The sequence below is a fragment of the Bremerella sp. JC817 genome (genome assembly GCF_040718835.1).
Classification (GTDB): Bacteria; Planctomycetota; Planctomycetia; order Pirellulales; family Pirellulaceae; genus Bremerella.
In genome coordinates this window covers 347,731-362,899 of record NZ_JBFEFG010000267.1, presented here as the reverse complement: position 1 = coordinate 362,899, position 15,169 = coordinate 347,731, and the positions used below count along the sequence as shown (strand labels likewise).

16 protein-coding genes are annotated in these 15,169 nt (G+C 54.1%); 8 read left to right on the top strand and 8 right to left on the bottom strand.

Going from position 1 to position 15,169, the window contains the following annotated elements:
- Positions 1-68: 68 nt before the first annotated feature.
- Positions 69-377, bottom strand: a complete 309-nt coding sequence (locus tag AB1L30_RS10165; RefSeq protein ID WP_367013308.1) for a hypothetical protein — start codon at positions 375-377, stop codon at positions 69-71.
- A gap of 7 nt (positions 378-384) precedes the next feature.
- Entirely contained in the window at positions 385-1,494 is a 1,110-nt protein-coding gene (locus AB1L30_RS10160; RefSeq protein WP_367013307.1) for a PDZ domain-containing protein, read from the bottom strand.
- 78 nt (positions 1,495-1,572) lie between these two features.
- On the opposite strand from AB1L30_RS10160, the gene AB1L30_RS10155 reads away from it, so the two are divergent.
- The gene (locus AB1L30_RS10155; protein WP_367013306.1) at positions 1,573-2,181 is read left to right on the top strand and encodes a sigma-70 family RNA polymerase sigma factor; all 609 of its coding nucleotides are present in this window, start codon (positions 1,573-1,575) and stop codon (positions 2,179-2,181) included.
- Positions 2,174-3,877 carry a protein kinase gene (locus tag AB1L30_RS10150; RefSeq protein ID WP_367013305.1) on the top strand — a complete coding sequence of 568 codons (1,704 nt, stop codon included), beginning with the start codon at positions 2,174-2,176 and terminating at the stop codon, positions 3,875-3,877. Before AB1L30_RS10155 ends, AB1L30_RS10150 begins: the two co-directional genes overlap by 8 nt.
- Position 3,878: 1 nt before the next feature.
- Here AB1L30_RS10150 and AB1L30_RS10145 read toward each other — a convergent pair whose 3' ends face one another.
- From AB1L30_RS10145 to AB1L30_RS10125, 5 genes are all read right to left on the bottom strand, one after another.
- A complete protein-coding gene (locus tag AB1L30_RS10145) occupies positions 3,879-4,103 on the bottom strand; it encodes a hypothetical protein (protein ID WP_367013304.1) in 225 nt (74 codons plus the stop codon).
- Between the two features lie 24 nt (positions 4,104-4,127).
- The gene (locus AB1L30_RS10140; protein ID WP_367013303.1) at positions 4,128-5,285 is read right to left on the bottom strand and encodes a PDDEXK nuclease domain-containing protein; all 1,158 of its coding nucleotides are present in this window, start codon (positions 5,283-5,285) and stop codon (positions 4,128-4,130) included.
- Between the two features lie 102 nt (positions 5,286-5,387).
- Positions 5,388-5,756: a helix-turn-helix domain-containing protein gene (locus AB1L30_RS10135; protein WP_367013302.1), complete on the bottom strand. Its 369-nt coding sequence runs from the start codon at positions 5,754-5,756 to the stop codon at positions 5,388-5,390.
- A gap of 146 nt (positions 5,757-5,902) precedes the next feature.
- Positions 5,903-6,241 (bottom strand): type II toxin-antitoxin system HigB family toxin, encoded by a 339-nt coding sequence (locus AB1L30_RS10130; RefSeq protein WP_367013301.1) that lies wholly within the window; start codon positions 6,239-6,241, stop codon positions 5,903-5,905.
- Between the two features lie 725 nt (positions 6,242-6,966).
- Positions 6,967-7,200: a hypothetical protein gene (locus tag AB1L30_RS10125; RefSeq protein WP_367013300.1), complete on the bottom strand. Its 234-nt coding sequence runs from the start codon at positions 7,198-7,200 to the stop codon at positions 6,967-6,969.
- A 45-nt stretch (positions 7,201-7,245) separates the two neighbouring features.
- On the opposite strand from AB1L30_RS10125, the gene AB1L30_RS10120 reads away from it, so the two are divergent.
- The 6 genes from AB1L30_RS10120 (at position 7,246) to AB1L30_RS10095 (ending at position 14,245) form a co-directional block, all read left to right on the top strand.
- Positions 7,246-8,181 (top strand): DUF1559 domain-containing protein, encoded by a 936-nt coding sequence (locus AB1L30_RS10120; RefSeq protein ID WP_367013299.1) that lies wholly within the window; start codon positions 7,246-7,248, stop codon positions 8,179-8,181.
- Between the two features lie 222 nt (positions 8,182-8,403).
- Positions 8,404-8,793 (top strand): hypothetical protein, encoded by a 390-nt coding sequence (locus tag AB1L30_RS10115; RefSeq protein WP_367013298.1) that lies wholly within the window; start codon positions 8,404-8,406, stop codon positions 8,791-8,793.
- A 22-nt stretch (positions 8,794-8,815) separates the two neighbouring features.
- The gene (locus tag AB1L30_RS10110) at positions 8,816-9,610 is read left to right on the top strand and encodes an ABC transporter ATP-binding protein (RefSeq protein WP_367013297.1); all 795 of its coding nucleotides are present in this window, start codon (positions 8,816-8,818) and stop codon (positions 9,608-9,610) included.
- A 19-nt stretch (positions 9,611-9,629) separates the two neighbouring features.
- Complete coding sequence (locus AB1L30_RS10105; RefSeq protein ID WP_367013296.1) at positions 9,630-12,527, top strand: ABC transporter permease; 2,898 nt, start codon at positions 9,630-9,632, stop codon at positions 12,525-12,527.
- Between the two features lie 696 nt (positions 12,528-13,223).
- Positions 13,224-13,598, top strand: a complete 375-nt coding sequence (locus AB1L30_RS10100; RefSeq protein ID WP_367013295.1) for a hypothetical protein — start codon at positions 13,224-13,226, stop codon at positions 13,596-13,598.
- A 119-nt stretch (positions 13,599-13,717) separates the two neighbouring features.
- Positions 13,718-14,245, top strand: a complete 528-nt coding sequence (locus AB1L30_RS10095) for a DUF5662 family protein (protein ID WP_367013294.1) — start codon at positions 13,718-13,720, stop codon at positions 14,243-14,245.
- 380 nt (positions 14,246-14,625) lie between these two features.
- Here the strand turns inward: AB1L30_RS10095 and AB1L30_RS10090 are convergent, their stop codons facing one another.
- Positions 14,626-15,129: a TIGR03067 domain-containing protein gene (locus tag AB1L30_RS10090; RefSeq protein WP_367013293.1), complete on the bottom strand. Its 504-nt coding sequence runs from the start codon at positions 15,127-15,129 to the stop codon at positions 14,626-14,628.
- Positions 15,130-15,169 lie beyond the last annotated feature (40 nt).

The window sequence follows — 15,169 nt, the reverse complement described above, 5'->3', positions numbered from 1 at the left end:
ACGCCGATCACTCGACGACCGAGAATCTCCGTTGAATGCGTCTGATCTGAAGTTCCTTCACTCATTCGTCAGTCGCCTTCTCTCGCACGAGTGGCGTTCTCGTCGCCGGGCGACGTGTCGTCGTAGGGACCGTATTTGCCGGGCGGGACTTTATTGACGCCGTACCCTCGTTTCTTTTGCATTGTCGGCAGGAGGTCACGGGTCGGTTCGATTCCGGTCACCATCTCCCAGAAGCATTCCGGGCAGTAATCCGCCGCCGAGATCGAATTGGAGACTGAGAATCCGGCTTGTGCGAGATACTTCTCAGTATCGGCCAGCAACGCCGACCATCCGCCGTCATCACCACATTTCTGACATGACCATGTTTGATTTGTCATGTTCGATTCACTCGCTCTTGATCGAGATCGTTGAAGTCTTTCCCGCCCGCTCGATCTCAAACGTGGCGGTTTCGCCGATCACAGTCTTGCCGAGTAATGCAATCGCTTGTTGCACGTTGACGGGCTTCTCACCATTGATCGAGAGGACCAAGTCGCCGACCTGAATTCCAACTTTTTCCGCCTGACTGCCTTTGATGATTTGCTTGGCAAAGATCACTCCCCGACGTTCATCGAATCCGATTCTGAAGAGCGGCATGACTTGTCCCTCGATCAACAGGCCAGAAATCTCCTGAACGGAATGCTGGGAACTTTTCCCTTTGAAGGAGAGAAAGCATGGGGTCTCGATCTTTGCGTTCGGTAGCGGCAGCCGGAAAGTCTTGCTGACACCTTCATCGAGCTTGAACTCGAAGGGATCGATCAACTGAGTGCGGTTCTGCTGACCGTTTGGTTTCGTTTCGATCCAGAATGCACCCAGCTTGGCCGAGGAATCATCGCTCCGGTCAAGGGAGAACAGGTTGACGTACAATGCGTCTTCCGGTGTGCCCAAACTGATGACGGATAGCAGAATGGTGTTGTCGGCCAGTGGATAGCGGTCGTAGGCAACGGTAAACGGCGGCTTGAATCGATAAGCGTAAGTGGTATGTGCGTCATCTCCTTTCGTCGAAGTCAGTGTCAACGCCTTGAATCGCTGATCCAGCCGGACATTTTGTGATCTGCCAAGAACGTCGGCGAATAACACGTCAAACTCGTCTGGTTCGGCGAAGTTGTGAAGCAAACGGACCAGACCGTCTTGGTCCTTCTGAATCGTCGATTTCGGAAGACGTGATGATTTCACCATGTCTCCCTTGAACTCGGTCGCCTCTGCCAACGGCTCTTCGGTGCTCTCCACGCTCATGGTGCAGTTTCCGAACTCGTCCATCGAGAGCTTGAGTCTGAGCATCTCGTCAGCCCAAACAAGGTTTGGCATTGCTCCCATTAACACGGCTACCACCAATGCAAATCTCATTATTTCGATCTCCTGTTTCTGAAAAGTCGGGGAAATGTTCTCTACCTCGATGAGCGGGTGTGAACCGCTAAACGGCTCACGCTTCACGTAAATCTCATATTTCTGGTCCACCGCTGAGCTACTCGCCTCCCGGCACTCGCCCTTCTTGATGGAGGCGGACCATACCGAATCTCGTTGTTCGCCACATGAATGGGGGCAGCGGAGATCGAATTGGGACATACGACTGATTTACAGAACGAATTGCGGCGGCTCAGCGAAGGTTGTCCCGAATCTCGACGCACCATTGTTGAGCTTTGCTGCCAACGACTTCGGACAATGGCAAGACGAATGCTGAAGAGCTACGGACATGTGCAGCGGTGGTCCGACACGGACGATGTGTTGCAAGCGAGTCTATTGCGACTCCATCGAGCCTTAGCGTCCGTGCAACCGGAATCAGTACGAAAGTTTTACGGATTGGCAGCGACTCAGATCCGCCGTGAACTGATCGACCTCGCTCGAAGTCATTACGGACCTCAAGGGATTGGGGCCAAACACGACAGCGACGGCGGCAAAGCATCAGAACGATGTGAAGACCCGTTCGAGCCGGAATCGCTCGCCGCATGGACGGAGTTCCACGAAGCGGTCGAGGCACTGCCCGAAGCGGAAAAGGAAGTCGTCAGCCTGCTTTGGTATGACGGCCTCAATCAGTCCGAAGCTGCTCGTGTCCTCGGTATCTCCCTCGCCACGCTGAAGCGTCGTTGGGTTTCGGCACGCCTCCTCCTGAAAGAACAACTCGCAGGAGGACTCGATCTTGACTGATGACGACAAAGATCTGATCGCCGATCTTCTCGTGCGTTGGGAGGAAGCCTTTGATCAAGGTCAGGACATTCCCGCCGAAGATCTTTGCACCGACCATCCGCATCTAATGCAGACGGTTCGCTCGAAGATCGAGAGCCTGAAGACGACCGCATGGACAAAGCGTGATCCGGCTCGTCCTCTGACGGACGAACAGGATAAATCCGTCAAGGACATTTCCGGCACCGACTTGGCCGACAGGTATCGGCTCGATTCACTGTTGGGATCAGGCGGATACGGACAAGTGTATCGAGGGCACGATTTGAAGCTTCAACGGCCCGTTGCAGTCAAGATTGGGCATCACCGGACCTCGTGTGACCTGCTCTTGGACGAAGCACGTCGAGTTGCTCGCTTGAAGCATTCAGGAATCGTCGGCGTCCATGACTGTGGTGAGCATGACGGGCGGATGTTTCTCGTGTTTGAACTGGTCGAAGGTCAGAGTCTCTCGGATTTAGCTCGAAAGAAAAAGCTATCGACGCAAGAGTCGGTCGAGATTGTCGCCACGGTCGCTGAATCGCTCCAATACGCACACGAAAAGGGTTGCTTTCACCGAGACATCAAGCCGGAGAATATCCTGATCGACTCCAATGGCAAACCACTCATTGCCGATTTTGGAGTTGCCTGCACTCTCGATGAGTTGGAGAAGGGAAGAGCATTGTCCTCTGGGACATTGGCCTACATGTCACCCGAACAAGTTTCGAATGAAGTTCAATTGCTAGATGGGCGGTGCGATGTTCACGCACTTGGCGTGGTGTTGTTTGAGCTTCTGGCAGGTCATTCTCCCTTTCCCGCAAAAGACAAGCAGGAGTTGCGAGAGCAGATCCTTTTTCGACAACCAAAACGACTCAAGGACGTTGATCCGTCGCTTCCTGAGAACCTTGATGCCATTTGTGCGAAGGCTTTGGCGAAACATCCCGGTGATCGCCATCAATCGGCCTTGGAGCTGGCGAATGAACTGCGAGCGTGGCTTGAACCGACTAAGCTGCGTCGCCGAAGATGGTTGTGGGTGCTCTTCGGACTCACTGCGGTTCTTGCTCTCGTTGCGGGATTGGTCCTTTCGTCGATGCGATCCAACGAAGGATTGATTCGAGATGGTGTTCTCCATTTCGATGGCCGCACGAGAATCGTGACCAATGTGCAGCGGAAACTTCCGGTGACACTCGAAGCGTGGATCAAGCCTGATGACTATCGAGACGAGAATTGCCAGTTCATCATCGGTTCAGACATCCCCAGCGAATACGGCCTTGGTATCGCAATCTGCGGCTCGATGCTTTCGGTCGAACACGTCGAAGGCATGGTGAATTCAAAATTCGCCGTTCCACCAAATCGCTGGTCTCATGCTGCTGCTGTTTTCACTGAGTCGGAGACACGGGTCTACCTAAACGGCAAGCTCGTGGCAACGGCCCCCGGATCGAGGCCGGGAGGCGAAACTCGATTTGTCATAGGGAATGTCGGGGAGAACAACTTGATCAGCTTTTACAGAGGGCAGATCCGATCAGTTCGGATTTCGGAGGGCGAGCGGTTCAGAGGCGATTTTGGGCCGGTCAAACTTGAGGCCAACGAAGACACTCTTTTGCTCATTGACGGTTCAACGACAATTCGAGCCGACGAACTGCTGAACGCTGATGGTCACGTGTTTGGACGTGTCGAGCGTTACTGATCTACTCGAACTCGTCGCCCCACCGCTCCCTCATGTGCTCACGCAGGCCACGCTCAAGGGCTTCGAGGCACTCCGTCAGGGTCTTGCCGCCCTCGTTCTCGTAGACCATGCCACCGCAATCCTGAGCCACAGCAGAGGAGCGAGTCCATTCTTGATCGCCGATTTCAATCCAACCGTGCTGAATCCAAGCAGCAATAGCCGGGAAGCGTTCTTCGAGATTCTCCATCACATTCCCCTCCTCGCAGACCTCTCAAGACTTCTTCTTGGATTTTCTCTTTTTAGCGGATTTTGCCTTCTTTTTCCCGGTTGCTTGCTTGGCTTCAGTTTCCAAGGTGATGCCTTGGCGTTCCAGTTCACGTTGCGACCTTTCTAGCTCAGCGACCAGTAGGGCCTCATCGGGTAGTGCCAGCTTGTACTCACCTGCCATCACCTTGTTCGGCAATCCTTCGAGTGAGTAGCGTGCGACTGCTTCGTCATGCTCTGCACACAGTATCAAGCCGACTGGTGGATTCTCGTCGTCGTGCGTCCAATGTTCTGCGGCATAATTCAGGTACATGTGCATCTGACCGGAATCGGCGTGGGTGAACTTGCCGATCTTCAGGTCGATTACCACGAGGCATCTCAGCCTACGATGAAAGAACAACAGGTCAATGCGATACCATTCATCTCCGATTCGCAACCGCTTCTGCCGACCGATGAAGGCGAAGTCGCTTCCAAGTTCCAGTAGAAACTCTTCCAGTTTGTGAACGAGGGCCTCTTCGAGATCGTGTTCGGAGTATTCGTCCTTGAGGTCGAGGAATTCTAGCACGAACGGATCTTTGATCTGCTCTTCGGGCGTGACAAGATCGCCGGGCAGCGGTTCCTCGCCTTTGCGAAGCATGGCGGCTTTGTTCTTGGACAGCAGGGTTCGCTGGTAGAACTGGCTGTCGATCTGCCGCTTCAATTGCCGCACCGACCAGCCGCCTCGCAGAGCCTCCTGCTCGTAGAATCGCCGAGCATTCTCGTCGTCAATCGATATGAGCCTGACGTAGTGCGACCAAGGCAAGGGGAAGCAGGCAGAGAGCGACGGAAGCACCGTAAGTGCCTCTGTTGTCGAATCTTGTGATTTTGCAGACGGTGTCTGCAAAATTCGGTTCTCAGATTGTGCAGACACCTTCTGCAAAATGTCCGGGTACGCCTCGAAGAACGAACGCATCTGATACAGGTTTCGCCACGAAAACCCTCGACCAAATCGATTCGTGAGATCGACCGCAAGCTGCTTAACAACTAGCTCGCCATACTCTGCACGCTTTTCGCCGCCTTGCTCCAACTCGACGATCCGCCGTCCAACTTCCCAATACGTGGCGGTCATGATCGAGTTGACGGCACGGGCGGAAAGGCGACGAGCGGATTCGAGGAGATCGACCATCGATTCCAACACATCAGAGTATCCGTCTCCGACAGCGGACTCACTCGTCTTCTTGACTTGCTTCTTTCGTGTCATCTTTCCAATGATTCCAACGAGGATGCCTTAGAGGTTGTGTGCAAGGATCGACTTTTCCACACCAAAGTAGCTTGCCAGCGTCACGATAATTTGACGGCTAAACGGCTTCTTGCCGTTCAGAATCTCCGAAATCGTGGACTTGGGAATCTTTGTGCTGCGATGCAATTCCGCCTGATTCACCCCCTTCGCTTCCATCAGATGCCGCAACATGTCGGCATCTGATGCAGAGGGTATGGCGTAGTGATCATCTTCGTAGGCTGCAATTAGGTCGCTCAAAGCATCCAGATACAGTTCTTCACCACTCGAAACATCTCCCTTGGTGAGCAATCTGTCCATCACCTTCTGAGCCGCTTCGAGGTCATCGTTGGAGCGGATCGAAGTCAGAGGAAACTTCATGATCAGGTCGAGGTAGTCGTTTCGGACTTTGCCTCTGAATCGTCGAGAAATACTGGTAGTCATTGTCACTCACCTACGTCTGCCCTGCGTTCTTACCAAATGGTTGACGATCTAGGGTGCGTTTTGGGTAAGGGGTTGTTTCCGCTCTATCTGGCTTTCTTGGGAGGAGGAGCGAAGCAGCCGCAATCCTCCTTCCACTTGCCCATGTCGTATTCTTTGTGTGTCATCACCGTGAGGATGAAGACTTTCTGACTTGGATACAGGATTCGAGTGATCAGATGGTATTTGTTTCCACCGATGTTGAAGACAACGCAGTTGCCAACCAGATCCGCATTTCCAAAGGTCGCCTTCACATCTGACCAGTTTTGCCATGCCACCGACTTGTCACTGACATGGGTGTACCAAACCTGCAACGGGCCTTCGGAATCTCCACAGTTCGGGCTTTCCCATAACTGCCTGAGACGAGATCTCGAAATCACCCGCATCCGTGCTGCTCTCCATGTCGTTGTTATCGGCACACAACATGATTTTAGTTCGCAAAACACGAACACTCAAGGCGAAGGTTCGTGAAAGACGAACTTCTGCCGGTCGCACGGTTGTCAACCTTTCAGGCCAAGAGAGATCCGCAGCAGGGGTTCAAGGCGATGTGCCTCGAACCCGTGTCGTGATACCCCACGTTTTCTGATAACTCGATGGATTTTTTCTGATAAGCCAAGTTGAGCGTCGATCTGCCAATCGGGTAGAATTAACGTAAATCACTGCTGTGACAAGGCTTTTGGTCAGAGACCGGTTCTTGTCTTATCAGAAAAATCGTAAGCCCGCCGCCTCCATCCGACCCACCTTGGCCGCAACGGCAAGGTGGGTTTTTCTTTGGACTTCCACAGAAAGCCTGTGAGTTAGATTTGACGTGAAATGCTCACATGTCTGATTTTGTGTCTGATCTGATCACCGAGAGGTGAGCTCTAAAAACCACTTTTGATAAGTACTCGTTCCCTGTTTCGGCGCGTCCGGAATCTAGAGCGGATAACGCAGAGATATGCGAGCGACAAGATCACAGGACGGTTCGTCCTTACGAATATTTGCGTAGCAAAAGCAGGCAAGTCGCAGAGATATTGGCGATATCTTGCCGCAAGGCGTCTGCCCTCGAATTAACGACGAAGTATGTCGATTCATGTGACTTCCATGTTACTTCAGGCGACATATCTAGATTCTAAACAAGATCAGTCTCGTTTCCAGCAATTGGCGTTAATGCGAACCATCTAGCTATTAGCTCAATGGTGGCGAAGTCTTCTGTTTGATTCGTGCCCCGCGCATGCGGGAACGCGGTGATTTTCACGGCCGGTACGGCAATTGCGGAGGAGCGAATACCCCACATTGTTGCCAAGCCTAAAGGATCGCACATTTTTGACTTTAGATGCCCAGATGCCGCAATTTGTGAAAACATGTCGGCTGGGTTGCTTACCAACACCTCGTTTAGAAATATCACAGGATGAAGAAACTGATAGTGCGCTCCACTCTCTCGCGGGAGAATGGAGGATTTACGCTTGTCGAATTGCTTGTGGTCATTGCCATCATTGGGATCTTAGTGGGATTGCTTTTGCCGGCGGTGCAAATGGCTCGAGAAGCAGCCCGTCGCATGCAATGCACTAACAATCTGAAACAGGTAGTCCTGGCGTTTCACAACTATGCGGATTCCTACCATGGTTTCCCCAATCGCCAGTCGTTCACGACCACTCCAAACACCGGGCATGGCTGGGGACTTAAGTTACTGCCTTACGTCGAACAACGGGCACTCTACGACAATTTCGATTTAAGCAAGAGCTTTTTTGAGTCAGAGAACCAAGCTATTACGTCGACTCCCGTCGACACATATCTCTGTCCGTCATCTCCTTCCGGGCCGCGTACGATGGATATTGGACCTGCAGGCCAAAGCGCGACTTCGACGGGAGTCGCGGGAGATTATGTTGTGTTTCATCAGATTCAAGATACCGGCTCAGGAATTAGCTGTTCAACGTGTAATACGGCTGCCCCAAAGATCGTGAATACGGTGACTAAGCTTGCAGAAATCACGGATGGGCTGTCAAACACGATTTTGGTTGCGGAAGAAGCTGGGCGTCCTGATTTTTATATCGGCAGCGAGAAACAGGCCAGCAACAGTTCAATGACAAATCCAACCTTTTGGGGCTGCTGGGCTTCTTTTCAGTCGGTGACGGCGAGAGGAAGCAATGCGAGCGTTCCGCCCGGTGCTGGTGGCAACTACACGATGAATCGATCGAACACCCAGGGCGTTTACAGCTTTCATCCCGGTGGAGCGATGTTCGGGCTATGTGATGGAAGCGTGCGGTTCATCAGCGAAACGACCGCGCTTTCGATTCTCATCTCTCTCAGTTCCCGCGACGGTGGCGAAACAATCGCGGCGTATTAAAGTGTCTCCTATCGACGCATGCGTTTGCCGAATTGCCGCCGTGAACATCGCGTAAACCAAGCTTATCGCCACTGCTCGCTCGTCACCTAGACTGCCAGTGCCAGCCCTCCCACCTGAAATAATTTGCAGAGATCGATAAACGAAATGGTATTTTCTCGTTCCCCAGATTCTAGGTTGGGGCTGCGTTTGTCCCGTGTCGCTTGGGCTCTACTACTAATATGCATGTCAGGCTGTGGTACTGCCGAGCCGCCTCGTCTCGAAGTGTTTCCGGTCAAGGGTACGCTGCACGTCAATGGGAAGCCCGCTGCGCATGCCGAGTTAACGTTCCATCGCAAAGAACCTCTGCAAGATGCGAGCGGCCGTGACCTTTTCCCTTATGCAATCGTTCAGGATGATGGCAAGTTCGCAGTGCTCACGAATGCCGACGGAGATGGCGCGCCTCCTGGGGAATATGCAATCACCGTCGTTTGGCCCAAAATCACAATCGAAGGTGGCGAAGAGACATTTGGTCCCGACATGCTGCGTGGCAGGTACCGCGATCCCGGTACACCCGTCACGACGATCGTCGTGACTGAACAAGATAACGTGATCCCTCCGATCAATTTGAAATAGTTCCCTTTCAAGGTCTCATTCCATGGCGGAAGTTGTCTCGACGGAACCGGTACCAGCCGCGTTGAATACTGCGGGAGCCGCACCTCTGCAGCTGTTAAGTGTCACGAAACGTTTTCGTCAAGGCGACTCGGTCGTCGAAGCCGTGCGCGATGTTTCGTTGACAATCGAACAAGGAGAGTTCGTTGCCATCATGGGGGCGAGCGGATCAGGAAAAAGCACGCTACTGCATGTCAGTGCGGGCCTCACCTCCGCGGATGAAGGGAAAGTTCTCGTCGAAGGATACGATCTCTCGCGCTGGAGCGATCGCAAATTGACCCAGTTTCGCCGTCGCCGCATTGGCCTTGTCTTCCAGGCGTTCAATCTGGTGCCGACGTTGACGGCCGAGGAAAACATTCTTCTGCCTGCCTACACCGACGGCCACTCAGAACTTTCGGCAACGTTGGATCCCCTTTTGGATCGTTTAGGTATCAGCCAACGGCGAAAGCATCGCCCCGATGCGTTGAGTGGTGGCGAACAACAGCGTGTGGCCCTTGCTCGGGCATTGATTACCCAACCGGCACTGATCCTGGCGGACGAACCTACCGGAAGTCTCGATTCAGTAACCGGTCAATCGATTTGCCAGCTGCTCAAAGATCTTTGCGAGCAGGAGAAGCGAACCATCGCGGTCGTCACTCACGAACCCTCGGTGGCCATCTGGGCCAAGAGAGTTCTGGTGATGAAAGATGGTCAGTTGATTCAAGACTTTCCCACCTCGGACTTCCAAGATACCGAGGCGCTAGCTTCGCACTATCAGCACGTCGTCAACACCACCTCTTAAATCCTCGAAAGCAGCTCTCATGTCACTTGCTGAATGCAAAGTGGTTGTTTGGCTGACGATGGCCTATTTGCGTCGCTATCCGGGGCGCCTCTTTCTGACCGCGTTCTCGATTATCGTAGCCGCATGTATCGTGGTTTGGGTCGTCAGCGGATACGACGCGCTGGCCAGCAAATTCGAGGAGTTTGAAGAAGGCTATCTTGGGCGATACCAAATCCTCGTTCTTCCGCCCGCTCCAGATCTCTTCGGACAGGCTGCTTTGCCAGCGAGCGTCGTCGGGCAGTTGCGTGATGATCCCAGAGTGGTCGTCGCCGAGCCCATTTTTCAAACCAGGGCCAACATTCGTCCAGCGGAGGCTCCGCCCCGACAACGCGAGGAATCTCCGGCTCCTCGGCGTGAAATAGTGCCGGGAGAATTGGTTCGGCCTGGTCGATTCAATGCTGGACCTTCCCTGGTGGGAACCGAGGCCCGACTGCCAGTGCATCCACTGCGCAGTGGACGATGGCTGAATGCGGATGACGCAGGGCAACTCGTCGGGGTGCTGACGGCTGCCACGGCTGAAAGTTGGGAAGTGGAAGTGGGGGACGCTGTTCTCTTGGGAGGAATGGGGCCGCAAACAGAAAACAAGATAACGATCGTGGGGATCGTCGAGCAGCCGCAGAATTTGCCTGGCCCTAGCTTTCGGATTGGCTTGCCCCCTTCGCGCGACCAAGCCCTAACCCGTGGGCCTGCATCGTCTGCTCTATTTGTCTCGATGGAAACGGCGGCCGTACTGACGGGTAAAGATCCGGAAGCGAACTTTGTGGGACTGTCCCTTCACGAAGGAACCGACAGCACGGCGTTTAAGTTGGAGTGGTTGGGCAGGTTTCAGTCGAGCCTACCGGGCATCGAGATGCACACGCTGGCGGATGTCGCTCAAGAGATTGACAACAGCACGACCTTTGAAGGGGTTCGTTCCCAAGCCTATGCGGCAACAGGCATGTCGCTTTTGGCGGCCCTGTTTATCATCTTCACGACCCTTAGTATGGGCGTTCACGAACGCATCCGCCAATTTGCGATGCTTCGTGCGATTGGCATGACCAAAGGGCAGATTGCAATCATGCTGATGATTGAGAGCATCGCATTAGGCTTGATTGGTTGGGGAGGCGGGCTGCTGGCCGGCTGGGGCCTGCTGGCGATCCTTCGCCAATGGCATCCTGACATGGTCGCGCCCGATGCCATGTTGGGAACATGGAGTATCGTTTTCTCGGGCCTGTGTGCTTTCGGTGGAGCCCTGGCAGCGGCATTGTTGCCGGCCTGGAAAGCTACACGAATTCGCCCCCTCGAAGCAATGGCCGTCCAGGCCGACGTTCCCATTCGCCGCTTTCCGTGGATGTTGACATTGGGCGGACTGATTCTGATTGCGATCAACCCGACTCTGGTGTTCTTGGTGCCCATGCCTGACACATTGCGATATTTTGCGTCGGCGGCAATCGGCTGCGTTTCAATGGCATTAGGCTTTCTGCTGATTATTCCCGCAGTGATAACGACGGTTGAGTTAATTCTTGCGCCAATCTTAGCGCGGGGGATGGGGGTGCATCCGCGACTTCTTTCCAACCAACTCTCCTCGAATTTGTGGCGAAGCCTGGGGATTACGGCTGCTTTAACGTTGGGATTGGGGCTGTTTGTCACCATGCAGACGTGGGGCTATTCGATGTTGGGGCCTTTTCTGCCAGGAGACTGGTCGCCGGAGTTAATTGTGAAGATTGGTCCCAGCGGCCTGCCTGAGAGCGGCGTCGAGGAGATACGAAAGGTTCCTGGGGTTGTCAGCGACCAGTGTATTCCTCTGGCTGCGGAGCAAGTCAAGTTTGCCACCGACGTGACCGGTGCCGAGGTTCGCGCTACGGCCTCTCGTCAGGACAACTGCGTGATGGTTGGAATCGATGCGAACATGGCCCTAGGGGGGGCTCAGCCGATGTTTGATTTTCGATTCGTGGAAGGGAATCGGGACGAAGCTCTGACCAAGCTTCAAAATGGCCGGTATTGCCTGGTGCCGGATCACTTCCAGCGCGAGAGCGGACTGGGCGTCGGAGACCGTTTTGCGGTGGTGCCCTCCAGTGATCCTAAGAACCCGATCGAATATGAGATTGCCGGTGTCGTTAACATGGATGGCTGGCATTGGATGAGCAAAGTCGGCTTGCGAAATCGGGGAGGAGGACGCGCGGCAGGGCTGATGTTTTCACCATACCAGCAAGTTCGATCAGACTTTGGTATCAATCGGGACATGTTCTTCTGGATGAACCTGGAAGGAACAGAAACCGAAGACGAGATCCGGGAAAGCCTGCTGAGCATCGCCCAAGCCAATGCAGACACGGTTCCAAACCGTAGTCCTCAAGGGCCAGCGGAAGGGCGCGGAATGTTCGGCGGCCGAGGGTTTGGCCCCGGCGGCCGATCGCCTTCGGTGGATATGCGATCGGTGGAAGGTGTAAGAACCGAAATGCAGAAGCGTGCCAGCGGGATCATTTGGGCGCTTTGCCAGCTTCCGTTAATCACCCTGGCGGTTACCGCGCTGGGTGTTGTCAATGCGGTAGCTGCTTCCGTTCGCGCACGCCGGTGGGAAATGGGCGTGCTCAGAGCAATGGGGACCACCAGAATGGGACTGCTGAGAATGATCCTCGCGGAAGCTATTCTGATTGGTTTGGCCGCTTGCCTATTAAGTCTCGCTTTCGGAGTGATGGCCGGGTATTGCGGGACTGGAGTGACTCGCTATGTCAATGTGCGCGGAGGATTGGTCACGCCACTGGTCATCCCGTGGGGACAATTGGCCATCGGCTTTGGCATTACCCTGGGAATGTGCCTGTTGGCAGCATTAAGCCCCGCACTCTTGACTGCCCGTCGAGATACTCTCGGGTTACTTAAGGATGGACGTTCCGTAACTTGATTCGCGATTCTTACATCGCTCAGGAGGGCGTGACCTGTGCCTCCTCTCCGATATGTCTTACGGTTTCTGCGGGGTCGCCTATTTGGTCACTTACGTCATTTTTGAGAACCGCAGTCTCTGTACGCCATCGTTCTTTGCTATGCGTGTCTGATCTGTCTGAAATCGTGTCTGATTTGGGGCATTTACGGGACTGGCAGGCGAAATGGCTGTACTCATAAGTGTCTTCAGTATAAGGCCTTGCAACGACGAATTTCGGAAGGATTTTCCCGCCCACCGCCTCCACTCCGAGCCACCTTGTCATTATTCGCAAGGTGGCTTTTTCTTTGGACTTATCGAAACGTTCAGCTAGATCCATCTGACGTGACGTTGAGGTGTGTCTGATTTACATAGCTGTCGGAGAAGTGTTTGAAGCCACTTTTGTAGATGTCCGACATTCCTGGCTTGGTCGGGCTGTTGTTCGATGGCTCGCCATTTCTACATTCCGTCACTCGTTAGCAAACCATCTGATCGAGGCGGCTATCGCATTCGCACGGTACAGGAATGGCTTGGCCAAAAAGTGGCGTTAGGACGACGATGATTTATACTCATGTTTTGAACCAGGAGGGCCGCGGCGTCCGCTGCCCGGCTGATTTCGACAGCCTGGATTCCGATTAACGTGCGCACGTTATTCGGAAAGGTTCTGAATACGCACTAGTTATGAAACACGAGCCTCTACGAGTACCGCCCGACGTCCATGGAGCCGTAAGCGGCTTCCTGGTCCTGCTCGTCAAGGGACTGCTAGACGACGACCGGTGGGATTGGGACGTCGACGGCTTGAACAGACAGGAGTGGAAGGCTTTTCAAGAAGCAATCCTCGACCCGACTCACCTCAGAACGACTCTCGCCGTTTACATGAACAACCTTCGACTTAGCGCCGACGGCCGCGTTCTTAATTACAGCGATGCCCGCTTCCGGGCATTCCAGTACTTCCGAGCGTACCTAGGCCTTGCGGGTTATACCTTGGCCAGTCTTTCGCCGCCGTTAGAGCCGTGGGAGCTTGAGGAGCCTGACTGGCGGACGTGGGAGGCATAGCCAACCGCTGCAGTGGACGAGCACGCGTGCGTTGAAAGTTGTCATCGAGCCTTATGCGTCCTGCCCCGCACGCGGCTCGCCACTGAGCGGCAGCGTTCTGCCATAGGATGAATCGTGGAATGACAACATCTGAACCCACTCCTGAAATGGTCGCCTTCTACGAGCGCCGAACCGAGGAGCACATAAAGCGCGTCCGGCGATGCCTGAGTGTGATGGCATCACTCACCGATTACGCGGACGAACTGAATGAGCGTGCACGAGTTCATGACGCGTCAAAATACGGCCCCGAAGAACGGATACCGAACATCTGGCTCTCTGAATATCATCGCTGCCGCTGTGCTGGCGAACCATTCTCATACCCTGAAGGAATGGAAGAATGTGTCAGATCGGCAATCGATCATCACATGACCACGAACCGCCATCACCCCGATTTCCATGCCGACCCGAACGACATGACAGATGTCGACCTGATTGAAATGGTCTGCGATTGGACGGCAATGTCCCAAGAGTTCAGGCAAGACGGTGGTAGTGCTCGCGGTTGGGCGGACGAGACAATCGGCAATCGTTTACACTTAAATGATTCCAAACGCCAGTTTGTCTACGCAATGATCGATCTACTGGACTCCAACCTCGACTCAGATGTGTAGAGGAGGCAGAACCATGGGTTGCAACGGAGGCCGCGAGCTGGCGTTTATGAAGTGGAGAGTCGTTCGCGCGGCCCCGCTGAACGCTACCGTTAGCCAGCAGAGAACATATGCCCACAGATCCCACCACACTTGACCTTCCTCCATTTCCGCCAAGGAATTGCTTGATCGTGGTGCCGACCCTACGATCAGGAATTTAGACGGTTATTTGCCTCGCGATCGAATCGCTGCGTCAGATAGCCGGATGACACGAATGTTCGACAGATATCTGAATCCTGAAACTCGATGAACAATCGAATGCACACAAGCGATGGAGTCGGGGCGGATGACATTTCTTTCAAGTTCGCGGCTGGTGATTCGTTGCCCTCATCCGCTTGCCGTATCTACTCCCGCCGCTTGTCCCGTGACTCGCCAGCCAATACGCGCCGCAGCTCCAGGACGACATCGGCTGCTGGCAGCTTAAATTCTGTTGGGCGAGGTTTCCCGGTCCACTGATTGTCTTTCCAAACTCCGACGACACAGCAGACCTTCAACCTGTCGCCATCAAGTTCGTAGATCCCTAGGGCATCGCCCCCTTTTCTCTGCGATTCGTTTGAGCGGTGATCCCATACGCCTGGCGATGTCGTCGGATCCAGGTCAAACGTTCCGGCCCAAAGTTCCTGGTTGTTCGCGTCGAGTGCCGCATAGGTGCGATCCTTTCGGAAAACCAATTGTGTCGCGTTCTTCGTGCTTCCTTTCGGTTGGACGTCGACGATCTCCCAGGTCCCAGCGAACGTTTCCGGTGACGTCTCAATGGCCTTCTGCTTGGTATCTGTTTGTCGGGGTTCGTCTGCTGTCGCCACGACGCACAAGGCGAGCACGAACAGCACGGGTATTGAGCGTTTCATCGCATGCTCCTTCAGAGAATTTGTTCTTGGGAAATGAACG